Annotated in this window: 21 protein-coding genes and 1 pseudogene; 4 read left to right on the plus strand and 18 right to left on the minus strand. The window is 35.0% G+C overall.

Annotation, left to right across the window (positions count from 1 at the left end; all coding sequences use genetic code 11):
- Window positions 1-181, plus strand: a pseudogene (locus tag BB781_RS15980) (hypothetical protein); the annotation flags it as partial.
- Window positions 182-260: 79 nt separating this feature from the next.
- Here the strand turns inward: BB781_RS15980 and BB781_RS13835 are convergent.
- The 7 genes from BB781_RS13835 to BB781_RS13865 all read right to left on the minus strand — a co-directional run bounded on the left by BB781_RS13835 (window position 261) and on the right by BB781_RS13865 (window position 7,627).
- Window positions 261-1,244, minus strand: coding sequence for a glycosyltransferase (locus BB781_RS13835; RefSeq protein WP_164997898.1), 984 nt, complete (start codon window positions 1,242-1,244; stop codon window positions 261-263).
- A gap of 209 nt (window positions 1,245-1,453) precedes the next feature.
- Window positions 1,454-2,236, minus strand: coding sequence for a PIG-L deacetylase family protein (locus tag BB781_RS13840; RefSeq protein ID WP_164997899.1), 783 nt, complete (start codon window positions 2,234-2,236; stop codon window positions 1,454-1,456).
- 63 nt (window positions 2,237-2,299) lie between these two features.
- Window positions 2,300-3,214 (minus strand): glycosyltransferase family 2 protein, encoded by a 915-nt coding sequence (locus BB781_RS13845; RefSeq protein WP_207205296.1) that lies wholly within the window; start codon window positions 3,212-3,214, stop codon window positions 2,300-2,302.
- Complete coding sequence (locus BB781_RS13850) at window positions 3,211-4,656, minus strand: lipopolysaccharide biosynthesis protein (RefSeq protein ID WP_094229066.1); 1,446 nt, start codon at window positions 4,654-4,656, stop codon at window positions 3,211-3,213. Before BB781_RS13850 ends, BB781_RS13845 begins: the two co-directional genes overlap by 4 nt.
- A gap of 81 nt (window positions 4,657-4,737) precedes the next feature.
- Window positions 4,738-5,265, minus strand: a complete 528-nt coding sequence (locus BB781_RS13855; protein ID WP_164997900.1) for a GNAT family N-acetyltransferase — start codon at window positions 5,263-5,265, stop codon at window positions 4,738-4,740.
- A 98-nt stretch (window positions 5,266-5,363) separates the two neighbouring features.
- Window positions 5,364-6,563: an ATP-grasp domain-containing protein gene (locus BB781_RS13860; RefSeq protein ID WP_094229068.1), complete on the minus strand. Its 1,200-nt coding sequence runs from the start codon at window positions 6,561-6,563 to the stop codon at window positions 5,364-5,366.
- Window positions 6,542-7,627 (minus strand): DegT/DnrJ/EryC1/StrS family aminotransferase, encoded by a 1,086-nt coding sequence (locus tag BB781_RS13865; RefSeq protein WP_094229069.1) that lies wholly within the window; start codon window positions 7,625-7,627, stop codon window positions 6,542-6,544. Before BB781_RS13865 ends, BB781_RS13860 begins: the two co-directional genes overlap by 22 nt.
- A 261-nt stretch (window positions 7,628-7,888) precedes the next feature.
- Here BB781_RS13865 and BB781_RS13870 point away from each other — a divergent pair, with 261 nt between their 5' ends.
- Window positions 7,889-9,034, plus strand: coding sequence for a sugar-transfer associated ATP-grasp domain-containing protein (locus BB781_RS13870; RefSeq protein WP_164997901.1), 1,146 nt, complete (start codon window positions 7,889-7,891; stop codon window positions 9,032-9,034).
- Window positions 9,035-9,091: 57 nt separating this feature from the next.
- On the opposite strand, the gene rfbB is transcribed toward BB781_RS13870, so the two are convergent.
- Both rfbB and rfbA read right to left on the minus strand, forming a co-directional pair.
- Complete coding sequence (gene rfbB / locus BB781_RS13875; RefSeq protein WP_094229071.1) at window positions 9,092-10,135, minus strand: dTDP-glucose 4,6-dehydratase; 1,044 nt, start codon at window positions 10,133-10,135, stop codon at window positions 9,092-9,094.
- The gene (rfbA, locus tag BB781_RS13880) at window positions 10,125-10,994 is read right to left on the minus strand and encodes a glucose-1-phosphate thymidylyltransferase RfbA (RefSeq protein WP_094229072.1); all 870 of its coding nucleotides are present in this window, start codon (window positions 10,992-10,994) and stop codon (window positions 10,125-10,127) included. Before rfbA ends, rfbB begins: the two co-directional genes overlap by 11 nt.
- 313 nt (window positions 10,995-11,307) lie before the next feature.
- Here rfbA and BB781_RS13885 point away from each other — a divergent pair, with 313 nt between their 5' ends.
- A complete protein-coding gene (locus BB781_RS13885) occupies window positions 11,308-12,726 on the plus strand; it encodes a flippase (RefSeq protein ID WP_094229073.1) in 1,419 nt (472 codons plus the stop codon).
- Between the two features lie 8 nt (window positions 12,727-12,734).
- On the opposite strand, the gene BB781_RS13890 is transcribed toward BB781_RS13885, so the two are convergent.
- The 9 genes from BB781_RS13890 to BB781_RS13930 all read right to left on the minus strand — a co-directional run bounded on the left by BB781_RS13890 (window position 12,735) and on the right by BB781_RS13930 (window position 22,270).
- Window positions 12,735-13,868, minus strand: coding sequence for a glycosyltransferase family 4 protein (locus BB781_RS13890; RefSeq protein WP_094229074.1), 1,134 nt, complete (start codon window positions 13,866-13,868; stop codon window positions 12,735-12,737).
- 25 nt (window positions 13,869-13,893) lie between these two features.
- A complete protein-coding gene (locus BB781_RS13895; RefSeq protein ID WP_094229075.1) occupies window positions 13,894-15,009 on the minus strand; it encodes a glycosyltransferase family 4 protein in 1,116 nt (371 codons plus the stop codon).
- 122 nt (window positions 15,010-15,131) lie between these two features.
- Complete coding sequence (locus tag BB781_RS13900; RefSeq protein WP_207205297.1) at window positions 15,132-16,664, minus strand: hypothetical protein; 1,533 nt, start codon at window positions 16,662-16,664, stop codon at window positions 15,132-15,134.
- Between the two features lie 74 nt (window positions 16,665-16,738).
- A complete protein-coding gene (locus BB781_RS13905; RefSeq protein WP_242492678.1) occupies window positions 16,739-17,659 on the minus strand; it encodes a glycosyltransferase family 2 protein in 921 nt (306 codons plus the stop codon).
- Window positions 17,637-18,662: a DUF354 domain-containing protein gene (locus BB781_RS13910; RefSeq protein WP_094229076.1), complete on the minus strand. Its 1,026-nt coding sequence runs from the start codon at window positions 18,660-18,662 to the stop codon at window positions 17,637-17,639. The genes BB781_RS13905 and BB781_RS13910 overlap by 23 nt, the downstream gene beginning before the upstream one ends.
- Window positions 18,646-19,107: an acyltransferase gene (locus tag BB781_RS13915; protein ID WP_094229077.1), complete on the minus strand. Its 462-nt coding sequence runs from the start codon at window positions 19,105-19,107 to the stop codon at window positions 18,646-18,648. The genes BB781_RS13910 and BB781_RS13915 overlap by 17 nt, the downstream gene beginning before the upstream one ends.
- Window positions 19,108-19,162: 55 nt before the next feature.
- The gene (locus tag BB781_RS13920) at window positions 19,163-20,347 is read right to left on the minus strand and encodes a DegT/DnrJ/EryC1/StrS family aminotransferase (RefSeq protein ID WP_094229078.1); all 1,185 of its coding nucleotides are present in this window, start codon (window positions 20,345-20,347) and stop codon (window positions 19,163-19,165) included.
- Between the two features lie 15 nt (window positions 20,348-20,362).
- Window positions 20,363-21,427 carry a GNAT family N-acetyltransferase gene (locus tag BB781_RS13925; RefSeq protein ID WP_094229079.1) on the minus strand — a complete coding sequence of 355 codons (1,065 nt, stop codon included), beginning with the start codon at window positions 21,425-21,427 and terminating at the stop codon, window positions 20,363-20,365.
- A gap of 39 nt (window positions 21,428-21,466) precedes the next feature.
- A complete protein-coding gene (locus BB781_RS13930; protein WP_164997902.1) occupies window positions 21,467-22,270 on the minus strand; it encodes a hypothetical protein in 804 nt (267 codons plus the stop codon).
- Between the two features lie 239 nt (window positions 22,271-22,509).
- Here BB781_RS13930 and artC point away from each other — a divergent pair, with 239 nt between their 5' ends.
- Window positions 22,510-23,337 carry an archaeosortase C gene (gene artC / locus BB781_RS13935; protein ID WP_094229080.1) on the plus strand — a complete coding sequence of 276 codons (828 nt, stop codon included), beginning with the start codon at window positions 22,510-22,512 and terminating at the stop codon, window positions 23,335-23,337.
- Window positions 23,338-25,599 lie beyond the last annotated feature (2,262 nt).

Consider the following 25,599-nt stretch of genomic DNA (forward strand, 5'->3'; position numbering starts at 1 on the left):
TATCAGAATGACGAAAGTACAACAGAAGATATCCGGTACCTTCCGTAGTGAACAAGGTGCGAGAAATTTCTGCCGGATAAGAGGATACGTTTCTACTGTTAGCAAGAATTCCATGTCTGTTATAGACTCGATTAATGCAATATTCTATGAGGGTTCACTTATTCCAATATTGCAGAATTAATTGGAGAGAAAAATCAGCTTGGTGGAAATGAGCTAGGCTGAATAGTTACTAAAAAATAAATAAAAAATATGTCCTGATATTAGAATAAAACAAGAAATTTATATTTAATGCTTGCTTTTAATGATATTAAAAATCGAATAACGTCAGCAATGATATATCGAGGGAAAAGTAAAACCCTCATCGGATATTTTTGAAGGTTTTTATCTATTATCACATGTGCCCACATATACACCAGTAGTGATAAAAATAATAATGGTGAAAATAAGTTTTGTATAAGTATATAACTTAATAATGTCACAAACAAAGATATTACTAAAAAAACACTTCTATTATAGATATGTCCTAACATAAGTCTATCATTTTTTAGATTTTCTGGGTGCTTTTTATACATTAAAACCCAATATTCATGCTTTCTTTGACGTTTCAAGTAGTTTCTAATTGAAGCACAATGTATTTTGTGATGAACTAAGATAGAAGGTTCAAAAAGAATAGGTCCTTTTTTTCGAACCTTCCATCCCAACTCTATGTCTTGTAAATATCGCATTTCAAGATCAAACATACCTACGTCTACAAGAATATCTTTTTTATAGAAGACATTTGGAGTGACATACGAACCATTATCTTCAAGAACATCTACACGACGCGCTATTGTAAATTTCTTATCTTTACAGGTACCAAAAGTAACTACCTTTCCATATAATCCGCATATCTCAGGATTTTCTTTAAAACGTAGCATTGCAAGCTCAATCCAATTGCTGGGTAAAATGCAGTCATCATCGGTAAATCCTATTATAGGAGCTTTTGCATTGATAATTCCGAAGTTTCTAACTTTTGCAGGACCTTCAATATTGCTTTCAATTTTGAAATATCTTAGATTATGAATGTTTTTGTCAATTAACTCCTTGACTATTTTTTCAGTATCGTCTGAACTATTATCATTACAAACTATTATTTCATACTTCTCATAAGAGTATGTTTGATTGAAAAGAGATTCTAAAGTCTCTTTTAAAGATTTACACCTATTACGTGTAGGAATCACAATAGAAACTTCTATACCGGCCAATAAATCCACCTACAATATATAATAAATAATTACCATATTATCAATTATAATTTCTATTCGAAATTATATCAATCAATTAATCAATCGCATTTATTCATTTTTCAAGTAAATACATATTATAAATTATATACTAAATATATTAAGCTTATCTTACTTATAGAATTGTGCAAAACATATAAAATAAATCAATAGATTGCATAAATTGGTTTCTATTCCCATAAGCATTCATATCTGGAACCATTGTTCATCCGTGCAATATAAGAAAACAAAGATCTAAAAGAAGAATGCACCCACAACTTATCTATTAAATCCTCATGCTCATAATTCAATCTTTTAGAATGAGTATAAACACCAGCAGGAATTTTTCTTCCAATTTGAGTCGAATACAAACGCAGGTTTTTTAACCGCCTCTCGAAAACAGAAGTAACATCTAATTTAGCTGGAGTTAAATCAGGATTTATTTCCCTTATATGCTGTTTTATCTGTTTAAAAGTGAACCAGGAAGCATAAGGAAGATCTTCATAAAACAGAATAGGATTTCCCAAATCCTCACAAGCCTTAATGCAGCTAAGCAAAACAATTTGGTGATCTATATGATTTCCCAAAGCAAGTGGCGAAACTACAAGACTTCCCGGAAAAGAAGAAATAATATCATATATGGCTTCAGAAACTTCTTCAAATATTGGATCAGACATTGCTTTTGAGGTGAATATCTTTTCATCTGTACCCAAACCTCTTAACGGCGGTTCAGGAAAGTGCAATGTTTTCAAAGACAAACCTAAAGTTTCAGCAAATGTTTCATCTTCCTTTTTTCTTTTTAAAGTAATTTCTTCCTCACCGCTTAACTTAATCCTTGGAGAAAAAGTAGATCTTGTAAAGACAGTAACCATTAAGGGATTTTTAAAATAATCTAACAATAAAGCCCCACCTAAAGAGTAAGCTATATCATCAGAGTGAGGGGAAAAAAGAATAGTGTTTGTTTCTTTTGTCATGATCATAACCTATGTCAGAACTCATCATAGTTATTTGTATATATAAATCATCATATAAGGATATTATTTTTTTGCAAGCAATCTAATTGATATGCTCTTACATAATTTTACAAACCTTTGAGGAAAAGATCTTAGAAATTCTAATAATAGATGATATTTTAGTAAATCAGAAATAACCATAACAAAGCATCTAATTCTGAATTTCTCTTCAAATTTATGATTACCTAACCTAGAATAGTATTCAGCTAACCAGAAAGCAGTATTAAGCCTCATGAATTTCTGCTCTCTTTCAGATTTCATAGACCATATTCCACCTTCATGAACACGATAAACAGACGGTTTTATCATTGGCAAATAAATTCCGTGACCATATTGGCCCAAAATGGAAACAAGAAAAGCATCGCCATTTTTAACATAACTGGCCTCTGGAGGGTAGTTTCTAAGTATTTCAAGATTTCTAAAAAACACTGTCAATGGAAAAATTTTTGCTTGCCATCCAACCATTTCAGTACTTGTGAAAGAACGTTTTTTATTAAGGGCTATTCTAGATTGATCACTAAATCCTTCATAATCTAATCTTATTTCATCATGAAAACAACAGACAGCATCTGAATTCTTTTCAAGACATTCAAACTGTATCTGTAATTTTTTAGGATCAGTCCAGTAATCATCCCCTTCACAAATGGCAATGTACTTTCCTTTTGATATTGGATAAATAAAAGTAGGGAGAATTTTTACATTTCGTGAATATTGATTCACAGTTTGATAAATAGGTTTAATAATATCAGGGTATTTCTTCTCATATAATTTAATAATATCTGCTGTTTTATCAGTTGAAGCATCATCATGTACAAGAATTTCATATTTAAAATCAGTCTCCTGCATCAAAAATCCGTCTATAGCATCGGCTATATAATTTTCATGATTGTAAGTTGCGCAACAAATACTGACCATGATTTCCTCATCACTATCCATCATGCATTCCTCCTTAATTTATCATTAACTAATTGCTTAGCAAATTTTAAAGCTTCCAACTTAAATGCATAACTTGCCATAAGGTATATACCGAATCCAATAATGCCAAAGAAAACTAATTCAATTAATGCAGGCAGAGGTGATATTTTTTCAGCAAAATATATCAGTATTCCTATAACTCCAGACAAAAGTAATCCGGGGGAAAAATCCCTAATCTGTTCTCTGGCAGGGTAATTAATTAATTGTCCCGAATAATAACTATTTGGCAAGTATGATAACACAGATGATATAATTTGGCCTATAAGAATTCCTATGACTCCAAATTGAATGCTGAATAATAAAATAACCATAATAATTGACTTTTTGACAATTTCTAAATAGAGAAATAAATCAGATCGGCCTTTTACTTTAAGTATATTCAAATTTATCGAGTGAAGAGGTTGCATTATGCCTGCAATGCACATCAGTTGCAGATAAGGTACAGCGGGTAGCCATTGTTCATTAAGAAATACAGTAAAAAAAGGTTCTGCAAGGGCTGCAATGATGGCCATTACAGGAAAGAGCCCGAAAGTTGTTACCTGAATTATTTTTCGATATCCTGCTTTTAATCGGATGTCATCTTCCTGAAGTGTTGCAAGTGCTGGATAAGTAACTGTTTGAATGGAATTTACCAGCTGGTTAAGAATTAAATCCCTTATTTTGCTGGCAAAGAAGTAATGACCGGCGATTGTAACTGTAAAAAGTTTTGCTATCACTACTACATAAATATTCCTGAAAATTGTGTCCAATAGACCAGATAAAAACAGTTTTGAACCAAATCCAAACATTTCAGTTAATGATTCTTTATTGAAAACAAAGATGGGACGCCATATGTCCATCGACCACAAAAAAATAGTTAATACCAAAGAAGAAATTATCATTTGAGCTATCAAAGCCCACACACCAAAACCGGCATATGCCATAATCACTGCAAATAAACCAGAGATAAAGGTTGCCGGAACTGCTGCCTTAAGCTGCGCTTTAAAATTAAGATTTCGGCTGAGAATGGCACTCTGGACTATCTGGAAAGAGTTTATCAAGATGACAACTCCAACGACTCGCACAAGAATGGTTAATCTTGGTTCTTCATAAAATACAGCAATAAACGGAGCAGATAGGAACAGTAGCACATAAGATAATCCACCCAACGCCAAATTTGTATAAAAAGCTGTGCTAAAATCTGAGTCAGTAGCATCTTTTTTACGAATAAGAGCTTGGTTAAAACCCAGATCCATAATGCTATCGGCAATAGCCAGAAATACCGCCATCATAGCAACTAAACCATAATCATCCGGTGCCAGGAAACGGGCTAGCAGTAAGGTAACTACTATGCCAATGCCTCGCTTGCTGAGTTGTTCAGCAAAGTTCCATAGGATGCCAACTGTTGTTTTTTGGGCAAGTGACATAGTGCATTACACCTAAATTATTTTAATTGAAATAAATACAAACTTATTAAATATAGCAAGTCTGTTTTCTTGAAATAAAATTTAAGATTTGGTTTCTGATTTTAGCATGTCATCAAAATCTTCTCGAAGTATAGACATCAAATTTAAGTCTTGATATTCACCATTTTTAAAGACAGCTTTTCTTAGAATACCTTCATGTTTGAATCCACATTTTTCATGAAGCCTTATAGAAGATTGGTTAGTAAGCAATTGTCTTGAAGAAACACGAACCATTCCTAGCTCATAAAATGCATGTTCGAGCATAAGTAATGTAGCTTCTGAACCAAATCCTTGACCCCAAAAGTTCTTTTTTCCGAGGATAATACCAAATGTACAATTTTTATTCACATGATCAATCATGTTGAGATAAACATTGCCGATATGTTCATTTGTTGTTTTTTGGCATATAGCTAACTTTAATGAGTTTTTATCAAAAATTGCATCATTTATCCATTTTTTTTCATATTCACATGAAACAAAATATTTCATTCCAACAATGCCATTTAATATCTCTTTGTCTTCTCTCCAAGAATGAGTTGTTTTATAGTCCTCTGGCTCAAAAGCTCTCAAAAAAATACGAAAATTCGAAAAATCCATTTGAATTACTTCCTTTCAAAATAAATGACTATTTCTTTCGAATAAATGTGATTGTAAAAAGTTTCAGACATTTATAATACAACAACCTGAATAAAATCACTGATATCTGACATCAAATCGTTCCTTTCATTTATAGTATCAAATTCCAGCAATAAAACCCCAATAGTAGTATTGGACCCCACATACTCCTTCACATCATCCCCTTCATTTTTGAAAACTTTGCGGAAGAATATATGACCATTGATCTCATCACTTATCCTGACATCCTTGAAAATGCCATCTTTTTCAGAGTGCAATATATAGTGAGCACCTACCTTTTTCTCACAGGGATCAGTATCAACTTCTACATCCATCCCAAATGAGCTGCGTATTATCTTGCTGATAAAATCAAATCCTGTGAGATGTTCCTGAATAATAGGAACATAATTCCCACCATTTCTTGGGCTGACCTCTATAATATAGACCTTTCCTGAATCTGTTACCCTTGCTTCAATGTTCACAGGACCGGTACGGTAGCCTACAGCATTGCATATGCTTTCAACCTGCTTTACAACCGTATTTAATATTTCTGTACCTTCATATTTACATGGCCATCTGGTGGAAATCGGGATGAAGTTTTTAGATTTCGTATAGAAGAAATGGTCACCAAGATAATGATATATTAATTTCCCATCCTGCAGATACCCATCACCATGGATTTGATCTCCATCTATATACTCTTCAATAATACACCTTTTTGCTCTTGAATGTTGCAGAGCATATTCTATTGCATGGTTTAATTCATTCTCGTTTGCAGATGAATATGTGATTCCTTTGCTACCACTGGAATCAACTGGTTTGACAACAAATTTGGAATTGATGTTTTTTATTTCCTCCGGGATCATTAAAGAGTTGACCACATAATTCCCCGGAACATTAAGACCCAGTTTTGAAAGCAGTGACCTGAATTTGTCTTTTTCTGAAAGTATTGTGACTGCTTCCGGCGACGGGCCACTCAGGCCCAATGCATCAGCAACAAATGCAACCGTTGGTATAGCAGGATCTGAAGAAAGTGTAACTATGGCATCTATATCCAATGACTTTGCCAGCTCAAGCACAGCTTCTTTATCAGTAGTGCTTACATTGTGGTACTCATCAGAAAACTTGTGCCCGGGATTGTCCGGCAGATAGTCACAACTGATCACATACAAACCCATCTCTTTTGCACGCATTATTAGGGGCAACTGGAAATTAGAACCTCCAAGAACCATTATTCTTTTGTTTTCAGACATGATTCAATAACCTCTATAATTGCTGCTACCTCATGCTCTTTCATCCCTGGATAAATAGGAAGGCATAATATCCTGGCGGCTATATCTCGTGAGACAGCTGCCATCGGGTTTGGAACAATATAATCCAGTGTATCCAGTGAAGGATAAAAATACCTTCTTGGATATATACGCTGTTCATTCATCGCATGCTTCACTGCCAGCAGTGTTTCTTCATTTTCAAGTACTATAGGAAAATAACTGTAGTTGTTAGTGGAATAGGGATTTAGCTTTAAAATTCGCACAAGCCCCCCCAGATCTCGTTGGTATAGGTTCCATATCTTAGCCCGTTCTTCCAGAATAGTGTCCATTTCATCAAGCACACACAATCCCATTGCAGCCTGGAATTCGTTCATTTTAGCATTTATACCCAACCCTACTATTGAATCTGCATCATCAATACCGAACTTGATCATCAGCCTGGCTTTTTCATAATCTTCCTTCTTTCTGAAGATAATTGCTCCGCCTTCGATAGTATGAAAGAGTTTGGTAGCATGAAAACTAAGTGTTGCTGCATCACCATAAGACAGTAGACTCCTGTCTTTGTATTTTACTCCAAATGCATGTGCTCCATCATAAATCACTTTTAATTTATGTTTGCATGCAATTGCTTCTATTTCTTCGACCTCACATGCATTTCCAAATACATGTACAGGCACAATTGCTGTGGTTTTTGATGTGATAGCTTCTTCTATCTTTGATGGATCCATGCAGAACGATTCCGGATCAATATCTGCAAAAACAGGTTCTATACCTTCCCAGACCAAAGAACTGGTAGTAGCTACAAAACTGAACGGTGTTGTTATTGCCTGTCCGGATACACCAAGAGCCTTATAGGCAACTTGCAGAGCAGAAGTTCCATTGGATACTAAAAGAAGATTCTCAACACCAAGATACTCCTGCAATCTTGCTGTCAGTTCCTGAACCAAAGGACCGTTATTCGTTAACCAGGCAGTTTCATATATCCTGTCAATATAATTGTTCAGCTTTTCTCTGTCCGGAAGGTAGGGTCTGGTTACATTGATCATAGTATTCCCATATTGAACAACATATAGATAATTATACTACTATATAAATAAATACCTTACATAACTACGCCCAAATAAATGCTGAATTTTTATGTACACGTATATGAGATTTAATTAAGGATGCTGTAGTTTTTGTGTTCCAAAAGTACTGAACAAAAAATCTAACGTATCAATTTCATAGTATCAACGCACAGTATATTTATATTATATGAAATTTAATTTGAAAGCAGTAAAATGAAATGGTTGTATAAAGGCGATTATATGAAAAATAAAATAAAGAGCTTTTTAAAAATGATGATTATCATGAGAGGTTATTCACCTTATTTTGCCTCAAAAGTTCCTAAGATGTTCATAAAAGACCTAACTTCAAATAATGATATACCTTTAAAACAAAAAATATGGGCATATCAGAGAGGGTTTTTATCTTCAAGAACAAATACTTATCGAATAAACGAATTAAATTATAGAAATCACATGCCTGATTTTGATTATTATAACCTACATCCTATTAATGGTATATACAGTGAGTGGATTGCCGATAAGTTAAAGATAAAATATATACTCAGTTCATTTGACGAATATCTGCCAAAATATTATTTTCAATTAGAAGATGACGAGATTTTGAGATTAATGGATTGTCCTTCAGATATTGATTCTAATATGAATGGAATTCTGGAGCTTCTCAAAAAAGAAGGAAACCTTGCTCTTAAAAGCATATCAGGATCTTTAGGTGAAGGATTTTATAAACTATCATATATAGATGACGTTTTTTATATAAATGCCAAAGCATGTGATATGAATGACGTTGAAACCTTGTATTATAGCTTAAAAGGATACTTGATCACAGAATACATAAATGCTCATGATTCTATCAGAAAAATATATGATATAACACCAAATACTGTGAGAATTCAAGTAATAAGAGATAAAAACAAGGAACCAAAAATAATAGGCAGTTTTATTAGATTTGGTACCCAGCAAAGTGGTGTTTTGGAAACACCATTAGCAGGCGGGATTATTGCAGGCATTGATCTAAAAGATGGAAAAACATTTGATCCAAATGTAGTTATTAATCATAATTTGCAAAGTATAACGCTTCACCCTGATACAAACGAGAACCTGGAAATTATAATACCAAAGTGGAGCGAAATCAAATCGAAAATAGAAGAAATATCATCCTATATCCCACAATTAACTTATTTAGGTTTTGATATAATTGTAACAAATGAAGGGTTTAAAATTATCGAAATAAACTCATTGACAGCACCTACTGTAATCTCATATTATTACCCTCTTTTTGCAGAGGAATATAGCAGGGAATATTTCATTGCAAAGTTCCAAAAAAGAGCAAGACATTTCAAAAGTATTTTGAAAAGACTATCACATGATCAAATTAACCCCCGGTAGAGGGTTTATCATGTAATATATTTTATTTTTAATCCGAAAAAACTGACAATCAATTAACTACCTGTAGTGCTCTAAATACCATTCTACCGTCTTCAAGATTCCGCTTTCAAAATTCTCTTCTGCTTTCCATCCTAGGTCATTTTCTAGCTTGCTTGCATCGATAGCATACCTTCTGTCATGTCCGGCCCGGTCCTCAACATATTTGATCTGGTCTCTATAACTTCCTTTTTGCTTTGGTTTAAGTTCATCTAATATCTGGCATATCTTCGTAGCAACATCGTTATTACTTTTCTCATTCATGCCGCCAATATTGTAGGTTTCACCAGCTGCACCATTGTGAAAAACAAGGTCAATTGCTTTGCAATGATCAATTACATAAAGCCAGTCACGAATATTTTTACCATCACCGTAGATAGGAATTGGATTACCTTTTAGCGCATTTCTTATGATGGTAGGTATCAGTTTCTCATCATGCTGTTTAGGACCGTAGTTGTTCGAACAGTTGGTGATAATTGTATTCAAACCATAAGTGTGGTTATAACTTCGGACTATCATGTCACTTCCAGCTTTACTGGCACTGTAAGGTGAGTTTGGAGCATAGGGTGTGCTTTCAGTAAAGAGTCCTGTTGAGCCTAATGTTCCATAGACCTCGTCAGTCGATATATGATGAAAGCGCGGAAGTATTATTTCTTCATCAGATGAATCACATTTGCTGTATTTCTGATTGTATGCAAATGGTCTTTCCATCCAGAACTTATATGCTACATCCACAAGTGTATGAGTTCCATTAATGTTGGTCTTAATGAAGACATCCGGTTTTTTAATGGAATTGTCAACATGGGATTCGGCTGCAAAATGAATCACACCATTGATCAAGTATTCGTTAAAAATGAATTCTACCAATTCACGATTGCAAATATCGCCTTTGATAAACTTATACCGGGGATTATCTTCGATCTCTTTCAGGTTACCAATATTGCCTGCGTAGGTCAGAAGGTCCAGATTAATAACATTGTATCCCGGGTATTTTTTCAGAAAATGTGGAATGAAGTTACTTCCAATGAAACCTGCGCCACCTGTTACCAATATATTAGTTTTCATCGAGCAATCCTTCCAGGTATGTACCATAATCATTCTTTTTGAGTAAACTTGCCATTTCGCGGACCTGCTCAGCAGTTATCCATTTATTATTGTAGGCAATCTCCTCCAAACAAGCGATCTTGTATCCTTGCCTTTGTTCTATTGTTTGTACAAAATGACTGGCTGCTATCAGACTATCATGAGTACCGGTGTCAAGCCAGGCAAAGCCACGACCCAGCAGCTCAACTTTCAATTTCCCTCTTTTAAGGTATTCCTCATTAACCGAAGTGATCTCCAGTTCGCCTCTGCCAGAGGGTTTGATGCTTTTTGCAATTTCAATAACATCATTATCATAAAAATATAATCCAGTTACAGCATAGTGTGATTTTGGCTTTTCAGGCTTCTCTTCTATACTGATGACATTTTTATCTTTATCAAAAGCAACCACACCAAACCGTTCAGGGTCCTTTACCTGATATCCAAAAACAATTGCCCCTTCTTTGAGTTCAGCTGATTGTTTTAGAAGAGGCGAGAATCTTGGACCATAGAATATATTATCTCCAAGGACAAGACAAACACTATCATCCCCAATGAAATCCTCTCCAAGGATAAATGCCTGAGCCAGGCCATCCGGAGATGGCTGGACCTTATATGCAAGAGAAAGTCCCCACCTTGAACCATCACCAAAAAGCTTCTCAAAGGATGGGAGATCATCAGGTGTAGAAATGATAAGTATTTCTCTGATACCTGCCAGCATTAACACTGATAATGGATAGTATACCATGGGTTTATCGTAAATTGGCAGAAGTTGTTTGCATACTGGAAGTGTGACTGGGTAGAGTCTTGTACCGTTGCCACCTGCTAAGATAATGCCTTTCATTTTACCGTCCTTTAAATATCCCCGTTTGAATTAATTATTAAAGAATGAATTTTAAACAATTATATATCTTTTTTTGCATATTAATATTTTGATAGATATGGTATTTCTTTCCATCCGCATTACATTATAGATATTAAGAGAAGCCATAAACTTAAAAATCACCTAAATACACACATTAAATTTCAAATTTTAGATGACACCGAGTCTTAAACTCAACATGGGTTCCATTTTACAGATATATACATTTTAAGAAGGCATATGATTTAATGAGACAAGATATTATATATTATTAATAGATAAGGATTACCGTTTTATGACTACCGCAAGAAGTGTCGCTAAGAATACTTTTTTTGTTGCTTTTAGTAACATTGCTGCTAAAATAATAGCTTTTATAATAGCGATCTATCTTGCAAGGTATTTGGGTGTTGAGGATTTTGGAAAATATAATTTCATAATAACATATCTTTTGCTATTTGGATTCATCGCAGGTTTTGGGCTTGATTCGGTTGTTATCAGAGACATATCAAAGAAACCCGATGAAGCCGGAAGAATAATGAGCAATGCCTCAGTAATTCGAATTCTTACTTCATTGACTGCAATTATCCTGGCAATAATTACAATACATGCACTGAAATATCCTGCAGACACGATATTTTATATTCAGTTAATATCTGCAATTCTGCTTGTGCAGGGATTAAGTTACTTATTTGAATCGTTATTCCAGGCAAAAATGAAAATGGAATATGCAGCATTATCAATTATCTTCCCAAAAATTATTTTCGTCATTGCCCTGTATTGGATAATTAGAAGTAACCTGGGACTAAAAGAAATACTCCTTGCATATCTCTTTTCAGAATTCACAAGAACCATTATCTCCTTCCTCTATTCAAAAAGAATACTCAAATATAGATTGCACATAGACAGAGTTACCTTCAAAGATCTGTTCCGAAAATCATTACCCTTTGTTATTGGATATGGACTATTGATCCTGTATAATCGTTTTGACATTCTCATGTTATCTATTATGAAAGGGGATCTGGCTGTTGGATATTATGCTGCAGCTTATAAATTAACAGAATCAGTATTATTTATTCCAGGAGCTTTAGCAGCTACTTTGATGCCTGTTATGGCTAGGCAATTCGACATCAATAAAGAAAAATTGGAGTATATGTACAATCTGGGAGTCAAGTACATCCTGATGCTTATATTGCCAATAAGTTTTGGTGGAGTTATACTGGGTAATGAAATAATATACATGATCTATAAAGAAGAGTTTGCAAACTCTGTCATGGTATTTAAAATATTAACTTTTACGATAATATTTAATTCATTGATCTCCATCCAAACGGTTCTTCTGGTTGCTGCCAATAAACAACAATTAAATAATATATCTGTCTCAGCATGTGCTATTATCAATATAATATTAAATTTGATACTAATCCCGCAATACAGTTACGTTGGAGCCGGAATTGCAACATTAGTATCAGTAGTATGTTTATACATTTTTGGCTTTTATTTTATTCACAGAAATCTCATGATACAGCCGTTTCGGATTGACTTATTCAAATATATTGTTGCATCTATTGGAATGGGATTGGTAATAATCAATGTAAACATGCATTTAATAAGCCAGATAATCACAGGAGCAATAGTATATGCACTGCTGGTCCTTATGTTAAAAGGTTTTGATAGAGAAGACATGGATATGATAAAGAACTTGAAAGGAAAATGATTTTTGATTTATTTCCTCTTAAAAAAACTATCGTATAATTCTAAGTGCCTGGAAACATTCGATTCTAAAGAGAAGTTGTTAATAACATGCTTTTGTGCAGCTTCTGTATCAGTACCGTTGTTAATGCACTCAATAACTTTTAATGCGAGCAATTTGTGATTGGCTGGTATTACATAATTAAGATCATATACAACATCTTTGATTGCACCAGAATCAAACGCAACTACCGGAGAACCCGTAGCCATTGCTTCAGCTGCGACAAAACAGAACGCCTCTTCAAATAATGAAGGAATAACCACGATTGAAGAAATGCTATAAATATCTGAAAGATCAGGAACTTTCCCTGCAAATATGACTTTGTCATTAATATCAAATTCCTCAACTATAGAATCCAATTGGCCTGCGCATTCTCCTTCACCGACAAAGACAAATTTAATATTACTTATCTCTTTCAAGATTAGAGGAGCAGCTCTTAATAAACAATGTGGACCTTTATCCTTTCTCAGACCAACACAGGAAATTACATACTCATCTTTCAGATTATATCTTTTTTTAATATTTTCAATATCCTCTTTTTTGCCGAATTTATCCGTATTGATTCCATTATAAATAACATGTAATTTATCACTATTTATACCATATTCTTTCAGATATTTTGATTTTACAAAATCAGACACACAAACTACTTTATCGAGACCGATATCAAAAAATACAAAATTTGTATAATAGTAGATTCTGCGCAATATTTGTTTAGTTTGGCTTTTTGCCTTCCTGCCGCCCATATGATCAGTATGGACTATATGAATATCAAAAAAGAACTTGAGGTAATTTAAAACTGAATATGCCGGATAGAAATGAAAATGTACAATATTAGGAGATCTTCTTTTTATCAAAGAGTAAAAAGTATAGAAATTAATTAAGTTTGACCGGGAAGGTTTGATAACTTCGATGATGGCACTGTTATCAACAAGAGCTTGTTTCACAGGAGGGATTGGATCATCCCGAAAAACAATTACGTGAACAAAGCCAGAGTCTTTTAATTTTTTTGTTATATGAATCAGGAACTCTTCAAATGAACCCATCTTTGAAGGCGAAATATCACATATAGAAAGAATGCATCTTTTATTATCCACAGCAGACATAATATCACTTTATTATCTATAATACTTAAGGGAGAAATTGTGAATAAGCATCTATGTACTCATTAACTACATTATCCCATCTATACTTACGTGCAAATTTTTTTTGGTCAGTTATAACCCGTTCATCGTAATTTCCTGTTGATACGTTTTTGATTATATCACATATAATATCAATATTCGGTTCAAAAGAATACATTCGGTTTTTATCCATCATAACAAAATCATATATACCTGCTTTTTTAGAGAAATAAACCGGACAATTTGCACAGGCAAAAGCTTCAATATACGATAAAGGGAAGTTATCCCATAATGAAGGATAAATAGCAACGTCCACTTTTTTGAGATATCCTTTTATAATATACTTATCGAGATTACCTAACAATATTACATTTTGAGCCAATTTCAACTCAGCCACCAAATTTGCTAGATATTCTTTTTGAGGACCCTCACCGGCAATATACAGAATTGCTTTTTGTTCATTTGATGTGACCATAAACTTATGAAAACCTTTTATTAATACATCCACCCCTTTTTCAGCAGACAAGCGACCATGATAGAAAATTTCCACAAAACCTTCTTTGTTAGGTATCAGACTGTATTCTTCTGAATGCCAGAAATCCTCGACTGCATTTGGAATGACTTTTGCATTTTTAACTCCATACTTGTCCTCCACCAAGTCTTTGAATAAGTAGGAATGAACAATTAGTTGATCTGAGCTTCTTAAAAGTGTTGGCAAAAAAACATATGTAGGAATGTAAGAGTAATTAAGCGTCCGGTTATTTTTATAGTTGAAAGATAATTCTGTCCTAATATCACCATGATAATTAAGTATAAGTGGAAATCTTTTCAACTTAGCATACATATGCAACAAAAACTTATTATTCGGAAACAAGTGTGGGCTAATAGGAATATGAATGATTCCGTTTGAAATATTCCTCATATTTTTTTCAGTATAAATATTAACATCTTGAAATTTATTTTTTATACACAATTCATTGTTTGATGAACAGAAAATAGAAATATCATCCACTGGCAATTCATCTCTGATTTTTAGTAAATGCTCAAAAATACTTCTTCCCACAGACGAAGGAGCGCCTTTACTTACAGGATAATAATAAATTAGATTTGAACTTTCTTTCATAAGAATCCCGTTAATATTGATGTGGTTGATATATTTAAGAACAATTATTGCCAAAAATGTACAATGTGTCTATTGTAATTTAAGAAAGAAACACATCCATTAACACTATTAGCTACATAAGTTCATGAATTCCATATTGCTATTCTTGGACCATCATATACTTTATTGTAATGTTGAGATACTACATTTACTATTGGTTTAAAATAATACTTGTCTTGAACGAAATAGTTAAAGCTTCCCAAGTCGTCTATGCTACCTGTTTGTCTTATCCATTCCATTTTACCTGCTACAGTAGTGCCACTTTTAACAAGATAGGGACCTTCAAAATAAAATGCTTTTTCTAAGTATGATACTCGAACGTATTCAATTTTGCTTTCATCAATAAATCCATAAGCTAAATTTGCGGCACTCTGGGTAGGGGTTATGGGATGACCTTCAGATACAGCAAACATCCTTCCAGTTTCAAGAGCTGTATCCAAACCATATGAACCTGATGGAACATATTCCCTACCCCATATGCCAGCTACATACGTATCATGACCCATGTACCAATATGCATCAGATTCCCCTGTCCTGCTGTGGTTAAAGTAGCCTGCGAAAATCACAGACATTAATATTATTGCAATTAAAACCAATGATATATGCCTTTTAGTGTCTGCCATAGATGCCACGTTTGCAAAAGCAAGACCGATGAACAGAACAATGAAAAGCAACAGCATAAAAGCTCCATACGTGTGAGAGTATATAGTAGGGATAAACAATGTCAGCATAGTAAGTAGTAATAGATCACTACGTGATTTCTCTTTTTTCAATAGCAGATAAATGAAGCTGCCTGCAGCAAGAATTACTACGGGACCAACCTGTCTTATAATTGTTATTGCAGAGGTGATAAGCCAACTATATCTTGAACCGGAATCAATTAACGATCTGCTCAAAAAAGGTAAACCTATGAATGCAATAACTAAAAAAATAATAATATAATGATAATATGGCTTTATCATTTCAAGATAATTAGTTTTCTCAAGTACAAGAATACCAAGATATACAAACATAATTGGAATCAGCACAAAAGCATAATGATGAATAGCAAATTGGAAAATGAATAATGGTATTAGCAAAAGTAATTTTTTCAATATATTAATCTCAGATAAAAGTAAAAAAATAAATAGTGGCAACAAGACAATAAAAAGACCTCTTGTGCTAACTTCCCATGTGGAGAAAAGCATTACCCCTGGAGCAATAGAAAAGAACAAAGCTACTCCATATTTGAAACTGAAATTTGGGAATAACCTACCTGCTAAAACATAAGCTGTAAATATGGAAATGATCCCTATTGATATACAATAAATAAGAATGACCATTTCCATTTCTATACCCATCAATTGATGCATTCCAGACAAAATAAAAGGTACAGCACTGGCATAAGAGTAAGCATAAAAACCAAAAACTGAAAGCCAATGGACCCACCATTCAGCACTTCCGAATATTGATATTGAATTTGCAAGTGAGTGAATGAAGAAAGAATCATACCCCTTTTCATGAGGAATACTGGGAAGCCTTATAACAAAGTTCAGAACTATCAACAAGAAAAAAAGGAGATATTTTACACCTTTTGATTTATTGTAAATATTGGCTCTTTTTATAGCTTCCAGCATGTTATACCCTTATCGACTTAATTATAATTATATCTTATCTACATTAATCGTCATTATTCATTATCCAATATAAGTTAGAATTTATCATTTTTTGAGAAATAATAATTAACTATCTCCTTATGTTTATTCCTATAATATCCTCTTACTTCCGGCAGATCAATCTTATTCCTTTTTTCAAGAACACTCTTGAGATATCCATGACCATAAGCTAAACCGATATAAAATGGATAAGATAAGCAATACTTAAGAAGCTTTAAAATAACATATATAGGATGGTAGTCCCTGAAATAATCCGATTCTCCCTTGACCCTATATCCTTTCCACATGCCTTCGGCACTGCTTGTCCTGCGGGATTGCAGACCCAGGACATCGTCATATTTTCTTGTTTCCCAGCCATTTAGGGTTGCAAGGACATTTGATACTGCATCTGCAGAGTAACTTATTGGAAAACCTTTTGATTGCTTGAAGCACTCTATTCTCCACATCCTTAACCCTCCGATAGGAAGATCGTTCCTTCCCTTTTCAAGAGTTGAGACGTCATTGAAATCATAAACCACACTCCCGCTTGCAACACCTAGTCTGGGATTTTGTTCAAAGTAGGAGAGCAATTTTTCAAAGAAATCTTTCTCCAAAACCATGTCTGAATCTATCAGAGACGCATAATGGCATTCAATACCCAGGTCTTCACAAATTCTTATAGCTTTTTTAAGAGAAGCATCAACTATTCTTGCATAATGGAAACCCAGGTCACGTTTGGCCTCTTCACCTTGAATGACTTTTACCCACGTATATTTGTTTTCAAGATTATGCAATATCTCATCAGAACCATCAGTGCTTCCATCATTGTATATCAGCCATAATATAGGCATTGTACTCTGACCAACAATGGAATCTATCAGATTTGGAAGATTTGTTGCTTCATTTTTGCAGGGGCTTACAATAAAATAATTTTTCGATTTCATAAATACCCAACTAAACCCTTTTTTCAATTTCATCGATTATGTATTTAACAAGATCAACCTTTTCATCAAGCATTAATTCTCTTTTTTTATCCCATTGCACTTGATGCTCTTTATTCTCTATTATAAAAATGGCTTTCTTAAGTGCTTCTTCTTTATTCATTAATGTATAACATAAATCATATTTATGTTCCAGTTCATCCAGATATCCGCGCCTTGTATTTGAGACATAGATCGATGGTACACCAAGTATGGCCGCTTCGGATACCATCGTTGCCCCTTCACCAATACACATCTTTGAATAATAAAGTATATTATGAAAGTCTTTTGGATCAATCAACAAACTGTATTTATCTATAAGTTCCCAGTTTTTTTCTTCAGAAAAGATAATGATTTGACCATACTCTTCAAGTTTGTCAATATAATCCTTCAATTCATTTTCCGAATTAAAGGAAAAACCCTGGGCATTAATATCATGATGTGATGAAAGTGCTGACAGGCGAAGTAAAATATATGATTTTTCATTAAGATCATACTTTTCCAGAACATGCCGATCCGGTGAAAAATATGAAGGATGTAAATATGCAAGCTCCAGATAGGAATCAAATCTCTTCTGCTTTTTTCCAAGTTCAAGGTTAAATGAATTTGAAGTATATACTGTGTCTGTAAAAGGTAACATCAGATTTATAGCAAAACTTGCGATTTCAGTATCAATAAATGCAATATGTGGTTTCCTGAGTATACGACTTACATGCGCAGAATAAGGAGAGCCGAAACTTACGAAGATGTCAGGCCTATATCCTCTGGCAACTTTGAAAAGCCAGTAATCGACATATGGAATTCCAATCAGTTTATTAATGAATTTTGAATAGTGAGGGCCATATTCTGCATTAAAACCATGCTCTTCGATTATTTTTTTGGTGTTCTCCTTTGCCCTCGCTACCAATTTGATATCGTGACCCTTTTCTTGCAAAGAGAGGATCACATTATTGAAGACATTAATGTCCTTAGGGTGGCTGACATCAAGCAAGATTCTCATCCATATCCACCTCACCTATCTTTTTAGCAGGGACACCTGCAACTATAGTAAAAGGAGCAACATCTTTAGTCACAACAGCGCCGGCTCCAACTACAGAGCCCTCTCCTATGGAAATATCAGGGAGGATGATTGAGCCGGTTCCAAGCCATGCATCATTGCCTATAACTATCCGGCCATAAGATGTTTTCACAAAAGGAGCTATCCTTGAATTGTTAGGGGACGATGATGAAACAAGAGTGACCCCGGAAGAAATGGATGCTCGATCGCCAATGATTATGTTCTTTTTATCGGACAATCGGTCAATAATGATTACCCGGTCTCCAATATAAACATCTTTTCCGATTTCATAGGAAGCCATCCTGTAAAGCAGAAGTCTGACACCATTTGATGGGAATGAGGTAGCAAGGAATTTAACTGCTTTTTTCGTTATACTGTGTAATCCCATAATCAATCCCACTTTTGTTTTAGACCTTCAACATACATATGATCAGACATTCCTGTTACCCTATCAAATATGGGCATCCTTTTAATGTTCTCGAAATTTTAGATAAGTCATTTTTAGAAAGAGTATAATGATTCGGAACAGTAAAAATCCTTTTAGCCACGTGCTCTGTAAATGGACAGTCACCATCATACCCATACTTTATTCTTGCAATTTCAGGTGTCTGACTAAATAACTTGGATGTATCGACCCCTTTATCTCTTAAATATATGCATATATCATCCCGCAGGTCATCCTCTGGTGCAAGAAGAGGGAAGAGATAATAATTACAATATGTATTTTCGTTCTCTGCAGGAAGAAATAATGTAGTATCCTTTAATTCATCAAGTAAAGTCACTGAATTATTCCGTTGTATTTCCACTTTTTTTTTAAAGTCTTTTAATTTTTTTACCGTTACAAACTTATCAGATTTATTGATACCTTTAATAGTAAAGGTTTTTTTATCCATGAGATCGACTTTTCCCTCTACACTGAGTCCTATAGGTAATGCAAAAAGGCCAAAGAAGGGTTTATGATAAAAAAAAGCCCTTGCATACATCACAAACATATGGAGAAGATCATCCATCAGAGAAGGAGAATCAATTGAATCTATCAAATCTGACAATTCATCTTTCATGGATAGATCATTGACAAATATCATGCCTCCACCACCCGCAGATAGATATTTTGGAAGGCTAAAGCATGAGAAATCACCATGCAACCCTGCTAACTTATTCTCATATTTGCTGAACAAAGCATGGGCACAATCCTCAATAATTGGAATTCCTGATGCGATTTCCTTTATGGAATCCATATCAGCAGGTCTTCCAAAAGTATGAATTACTATCAGGGCATCGATATCATTGATTTTTGCCTGCAGATCAATTGGATCTAATGTGTAATTATCATCAATGTCTATGAATTTTGGAACAAAACCGGCATTTATGATCGCATCGAAAACAACTGTACATGAATAAAGAGGTACGCCAACTTTTGAGCCATTTGGAAGACCTAATGATTGAAGGATAAGGCTGATACCTGTTCTACTATAATTTGCAAAAAAAACATCCGAAACCGAAAGCTCAGATCTTATGATATCAAGGTCAGGATTTTTATTCAAGGCAATAGCACCAAGACCTGACAAAAAATCCTTGAAACTATAATCTATATTGAATCTTGGGATAAGATAAGGATTTGGTTTCATGTGTATCACTAACTTTCATCCAACATGCTTCAACAGTTTTGGCCCAAGTATTTCAAGCACCGGATCGGGGAGTTTCTTCCATGTATTCCTTATAAAGCCAGTTTTTGCATCATTTCTGTTTTGAGACATTAGTTTTGGCTGTTCCGGATAATAATAATAGGGGATCTTAAAGTTATTACAACCCCACTTGCTCTTAAAACTTAGCAGGCTCTCATTATTTGGTTCGGTTCTTCCAAAATCGAAATACTTGAAACCATTATTACATCCCCATTCAATGGACCTCCAGTACAGGAGATTATTTGGCATGAGGGAGCTATATGCATCATCTGAGGCAATATAAGCGGGCATAACTACGTCTTTGTAAGTGTAGAACATCAAAGTGGAGACAACTTTATTCTCATGTTCAGCAACCCATAATTTAACCATTCCCCTATCTTCAAAGCTATCCATGATGCTTTTGAAGAATTTTAGAGAAGGAGCCGGAGAACCGTGTTTTTTACGAGTCTGTATTTTCAACTTATGATGTTGCTTCAAATCATTTGAATCTGTTTCCGTGCGTATCTGAACTTCTGACCTCATAGCTTTGTTGATAGCCCAGCGAGTCCTGCGGGAATCAAGTTTTTTCCAGTTATCGTCCGGATTTGCAGATAAGTCCAGAATACTCGTATTGAAGTAAAGGTTCTCTACCAGATTACCATTATTAACCACAGTATCCGGAAGTTTGTTCAGCATTTTCATCTCAACATACTTGCATCCAAGGTCATCGGAGATTTTCTGAGATTCATCAATCAGTGCAAGATATGCCTCATCAGACGTTGCAACAGGTCCACAATGATAAGAAAACGGGAGTGAAACTACACGATTACCTGTGATTGGACTCTTTATTTGAAAAATGGGCAATATTCCGCAAACTTCACCTTCTTTCCTTGCCATGAGATATTTTGGCTTGAAATGATATTCTTTTGCCAGAATATCCCGCCACTCTACAGTGTGCCATATACCTGCACGATCTTCTTTTTCAAGAAAGTCTCTCCATTCGCTCTCGTTGTTATTTGAAAGATACTCAACATCTACAGACATAAAACTACCACCATTGAGTTGCGCATGTCAAACTTTCTATTATTTGTTGCGCCCATTGTTCCTCATTTTCCGATACCGTATTATCCCGGCCTTCCCCACATTCTTTACATTCTGCATGACCAGTTCCCGGGTCCATCCGGGTATTGCGTCACACCACCTGTTGGGATGAGCAAGTATGCATACCTGATCCACTTCTTCTCTTTTGACAAGGTCAATAACATCATCTGTAGTTCTTATCCCTTTGCAATACGTGGCATTAAGGCAGTCAGCGGGGGTCTCCAGGACATCCTTCACGCGAATATTGCGGTTAGCCCAGGTCCTGCCTGTGTCTGTCAGGTAAAGCACTTTTGAATAATCGATAGAGAAGTACGGCTCTCCTATAAGTCCGAAGTCCCTGAAATCGTTATCTTTCCACATGTCCCTGTTAGACCAGGGAGCAAAAGGATTACCGTGCATGCAGGCAGTTGTCACTTCAGCATACCTGCGCAGGTCCTCAAGCTCCTCCCGGAAGATATTAAGGGCTTTTGGGACATCGCCTTTTGCCTTGTCCATGACCTCGTAATGAAAACCCACCTCATGTCCAAGTTCAGCCACTTCCCGGATAGCATCCGGGATGAAGACATCCTTCACATGTCTGAAATAATACGTTGACCTGATGCCATACTCTGCCTCAAGGCGGGCCATTGCAAGATTGCGGTCTACTGCACGGTCCACATCATGGCGCAGGATTATACATCTGCCCATAGAGGATACAAGGTAGTCGTGCACGGCGGTTGTCCCGTATTTTGTCGAAGCTATGGCTTCAAGTAATTCCCTGTATTTGGACAATGTGAAATCTCTCAATGTAGGACCTCTGTTTATACTATATAGCAGGCAGATAATACCGATCATTATATTTAATGGCTATTTATGACCTCGGAAACTCCCATTTCCGCATCATCTCCAGTTCATGCAAAATATAATTATAATACGATTATATATAAAGATAGCACTCCGAACGGAAATAATCATAATGATAAGTTTAGCCAGACTCTAGTCAATTATATATAGTAATTCAATGATTCCAATATAAGGTTAAAAAAATGCTGGATGAAAATAAAAACTTAATAATTATCCTGTTAGTACTTGCACTTTTCACCGGAGCGACCATAGAGCTCAGTGAGGGCTCCACCACTGTAGGCATAGTGCTATTCATTGCCGCTGCACTGCTTATTTCCAGGATGAAGCTGAAAGATACTAAAGGATTGAAGAGCTCGAAAAACTATATGTTGATCGGCGGCTTCATCGTAGCTGCAGACCTCATTTATAATTATGTTAACAAAAGTAGCCTTGGAACTCTTGACTCAATGGTGTTCTTCCTTGGCGTATCACTGATTGCCATGGGAACAGGCAAAAGGGACCTAAAACAACTAGGAGAGTTCGGTTTTTACATATCCCTGGTGTTTACGATACTGTACCTTATATTTTACTCATTCTTTGGCCATTTCAACATTGACTTCCTGCACCTTTTTGACCATTACTTTGTCCTTATGCCCACCGTTGCCCTGATCAAGCTCTTCGGCATCCCGGTGGAGATCATAGCGATTGAGACCGTGATCCTCTACGGAGCAGAGCCCATGACCATAGTCATAGGCGGACCTTGCTCCGGCCTTTACTCAATGTTCCTGCTCATAGGCATCGTGGCAGGTTATTCCAGAATAGAGAGAATGGATACAAAAAGAACCTTCAGTCTTCTCGGACTTGCAGTTGCCATAGCATACATAGCAAATCTTGTGAGAGTAGTGATACTGTACGTAACAGCATACCTTTACGGAATGGATGCTATGATGGTCGTCCACACCCACATAGGCTGGATGATCTTCGCCCTGACCGCAGGCGGCATAATGTATCTCATGAACAGGAAAAGATGAGTACCCCGGAGTTCTGGCTTTAACAGATTAATAAAAGACCAGATATAATTTGAACAGCGCAGGGGCTTGCACAAACACAGAGAATACTGCCCCTGCATATTAAAAGCCCTGCCTTTTTGTTTTTTATAGAATTATAGCAAGTAATACTGGCCAGAGTTGGTAACTATTATAAAAGACATTTATAATAAGCATATGCGTTTTTCATGGCATTACTATTGGTTAAGATATTGATCCCACCCTTAACGAAACCTTCAATTTTTGCCATATACATAATCTTCTTCAGAAGCTCTTTTTTAGACACAGATTCCACAGATTTACACAGATTAGCTAAAAGAAACAATACGTAACTATTCATTGAAGGAAAGTAACCGCATATTGATGCAAAAAACATTTAACATAAAATCAGTGTGAATCAGTGTTAATATGCGTCTGGAATATAACAGATTACAATCCACGATCTTAGTAAGAGCTCTTTTTTAGACACAGATTCCACAGATTTACACAGATTAGCTAAAAGAGACAATACATAACTATTCATCCAAAAAAAGTAATTGCACATTGATGTAAAAAAACAATTAACGTAAAATCAGTGTGAATCAGTGTTAATCTGCGTCTGGAATATAGTTACAATCTACGGTGCTCATCTTTAGACACAGATTCCACAGATTTACACAGATTAACTAAAGAGATAATAAGTAACCATTCATTCAAGGAAAGTAACTGCCATATTGATGCAAAAAACCATTTAACGCAAAATCAGTGTTAATCAGTGTTAATCTGCGTCTGGAACATAGTTACAATCCACGATAATCTTCAGATGCTCATCTTTAGACACAGATTCCACAGATTTACACAGATTAACTAAAAAAGACAATAAGTAACCATTCATTCAAGGAAAGTAACTGCCATATTGGTGCAAAAAACCATTTAACGTAAAATCAGTGTTAATCAGTGTTAATCTGCGTCTGGAACATAGTTACAATCCACGATGCTCATCTTTAGACACAGATTCCACAGATTTACACAGATTAACTAAAAAAGACAATAAGTAACCATTCATTCAAGGAAAGTAACTCCATTGGTGTAAAAAACCATTTAACGTAAAATCAGTGTTAATCAGTGTTAATCTGCGTCTGGAATATAGTTACAATCTACGGTGCTCATCTTTAGACACAGATTCCACAGATTTACACAGATTAACTAAAAAAGACAATAAGTAACCATTCATTCAATGAAAGTAACTCCATTGGTGTAAAAAACCATTTAACGTAAAATCAGTGTTAATCAGTGTTAATCTGCGTCTGGAACATAGTTACAATCCACGATGCTCATCTTTAGACACAGATTCCACAGATTTACACAGATTAACTAAAAAAGACAATAAGTAACCATTCATTCAAGGAAAGTAACTGCATATTGGTGTAAAAAACCATTTAACGTAAAATCAGTGTTAATCAGTGTTAATCTGCGTCTGGAACATAGTTACAATCTACGGTGCTCATCTTTAGACACAGATTCCACAGATTTACACAGATTAACTAAAAAAGACAATAAGTAACCATTCATTCAAGGAAAGTAACTGCCATATTGATGAAAAAAACCATTTAACGCAAAATCAGTGTTAATCAGTGTTAATCTGCGTCTGGAATATAGTTACAATCTACGGTGCTCATCTTTAGACACAGATTCCACAGATTTACACAGATTAGCTAAAGAGATAATAAGTAACCATTCATTCAAGGAAAGTAACTCCATATTGATGAAAAAAACCATTTAACGCAAAATCAGTGTTAATCAGTGTTAATCTGCGTCTGGAATATAGTTACAATCCACGATGCTCATCTTTAGACACAGATTCCACAGATTTACACAGATCAACTAAAAGAGATAATAAGTAACCATTCATTCAAGGAAAGTAACTGCCATATTGGTGTAAAAAACCATTTAACGTAAAATCAGTGTTAATCAGTGTTAATCTGCGTCTGGAATATAGTTACAATCTACGGTGCTCATCTTTAGACACAGATTCCACAGATTTACACAGATCAACTAAAAGAGACAATAAGTAACCATTCATTCAAGGAAAGTAACTGCCATATTGATGCAAAAAACCATTTAACGTAAAATCAGTGTTAATCAGTGTTAATCTGCGTCTGGAATATAGTTACAATCTACGGTGCTCATCTTTAGACACAGATTCCACAGATTCCACAGATTAACTAAAAAAGACAATAAGTAACCATTCATTCAAGGAAAGTAACT

This window comes from Methanolobus psychrotolerans, from assembly GCF_002243045.1.
In the GTDB taxonomy this organism is placed as follows: domain Archaea; phylum Halobacteriota; class Methanosarcinia; order Methanosarcinales; family Methanosarcinaceae; genus Methanolobus; species Methanolobus psychrotolerans.

Excerpts from the sequence above, each read along its gene's own strand:
- BB781_RS13915 (WP_094229077.1), bottom strand. The coding sequence starts at position 19,107 with ATGGGATTACACAGTATAACGAAAAAAGCAGTTAAATTCCTTGCTACC.
- artC (WP_094229080.1), top strand. The coding sequence starts at position 22,510 with ATGCTGGATGAAAATAAAAACTTAATAATTATCCTGTTAGTACTTGCA.
- BB781_RS13885 (WP_094229073.1), top strand. The coding sequence starts at position 11,308 with ATGACTACCGCAAGAAGTGTCGCTAAGAATACTTTTTTTGTTGCTTTT.
- BB781_RS13865 (WP_094229069.1), bottom strand. The coding sequence starts at position 7,627 with ATGATCAATGTAACCAGACCCTACCTTCCGGACAGAGAAAAGCTGAAC.
- BB781_RS13860 (WP_094229068.1), bottom strand. The coding sequence starts at position 6,563 with ATGTCTGAAAACAAAAGAATAATGGTTCTTGGAGGTTCTAATTTCCAG.
- rfbA (WP_094229072.1), bottom strand. The coding sequence starts at position 10,994 with ATGAAAGGCATTATCTTAGCAGGTGGCAACGGTACAAGACTCTACCCA.
- BB781_RS13905 (WP_242492678.1), bottom strand. The coding sequence starts at position 17,659 with ATGAAATTGAAAAAAGGGTTTAGTTGGGTATTTATGAAATCGAAAAAT.
- BB781_RS13895 (WP_094229075.1), bottom strand. The coding sequence starts at position 15,009 with ATGAAAGAAAGTTCAAATCTAATTTATTATTATCCTGTAAGTAAAGGC.
- BB781_RS13920 (WP_094229078.1), bottom strand. The coding sequence starts at position 20,347 with ATGAAACCAAATCCTTATCTTATCCCAAGATTCAATATAGATTATAGT.
- BB781_RS13910 (WP_094229076.1), bottom strand. The coding sequence starts at position 18,662 with ATGAGAATCTTGCTTGATGTCAGCCACCCTAAGGACATTAATGTCTTC.
- BB781_RS13900 (WP_207205297.1), bottom strand. The coding sequence starts at position 16,664 with ATGCTGGAAGCTATAAAAAGAGCCAATATTTACAATAAATCAAAAGGT.
- BB781_RS13840 (WP_164997899.1), bottom strand. The coding sequence starts at position 2,236 with ATGACAAAAGAAACAAACACTATTCTTTTTTCCCCTCACTCTGATGAT.
- BB781_RS13890 (WP_094229074.1), bottom strand. The coding sequence starts at position 13,868 with ATGTCTGCTGTGGATAATAAAAGATGCATTCTTTCTATATGTGATATT.
- BB781_RS13870 (WP_164997901.1), top strand. The coding sequence starts at position 7,889 with ATGAAAAATAAAATAAAGAGCTTTTTAAAAATGATGATTATCATGAGA.
- rfbB (WP_094229071.1), bottom strand. The coding sequence starts at position 10,135 with ATGAAAACTAATATATTGGTAACAGGTGGCGCAGGTTTCATTGGAAGT.
- BB781_RS13925 (WP_094229079.1), bottom strand. The coding sequence starts at position 21,427 with ATGTCTGTAGATGTTGAGTATCTTTCAAATAACAACGAGAGCGAATGG.
- BB781_RS13845 (WP_207205296.1), bottom strand. The coding sequence starts at position 3,214 with ATGATGGATAGTGATGAGGAAATCATGGTCAGTATTTGTTGCGCAACT.
- BB781_RS13850 (WP_094229066.1), bottom strand. The coding sequence starts at position 4,656 with ATGTCACTTGCCCAAAAAACAACAGTTGGCATCCTATGGAACTTTGCT.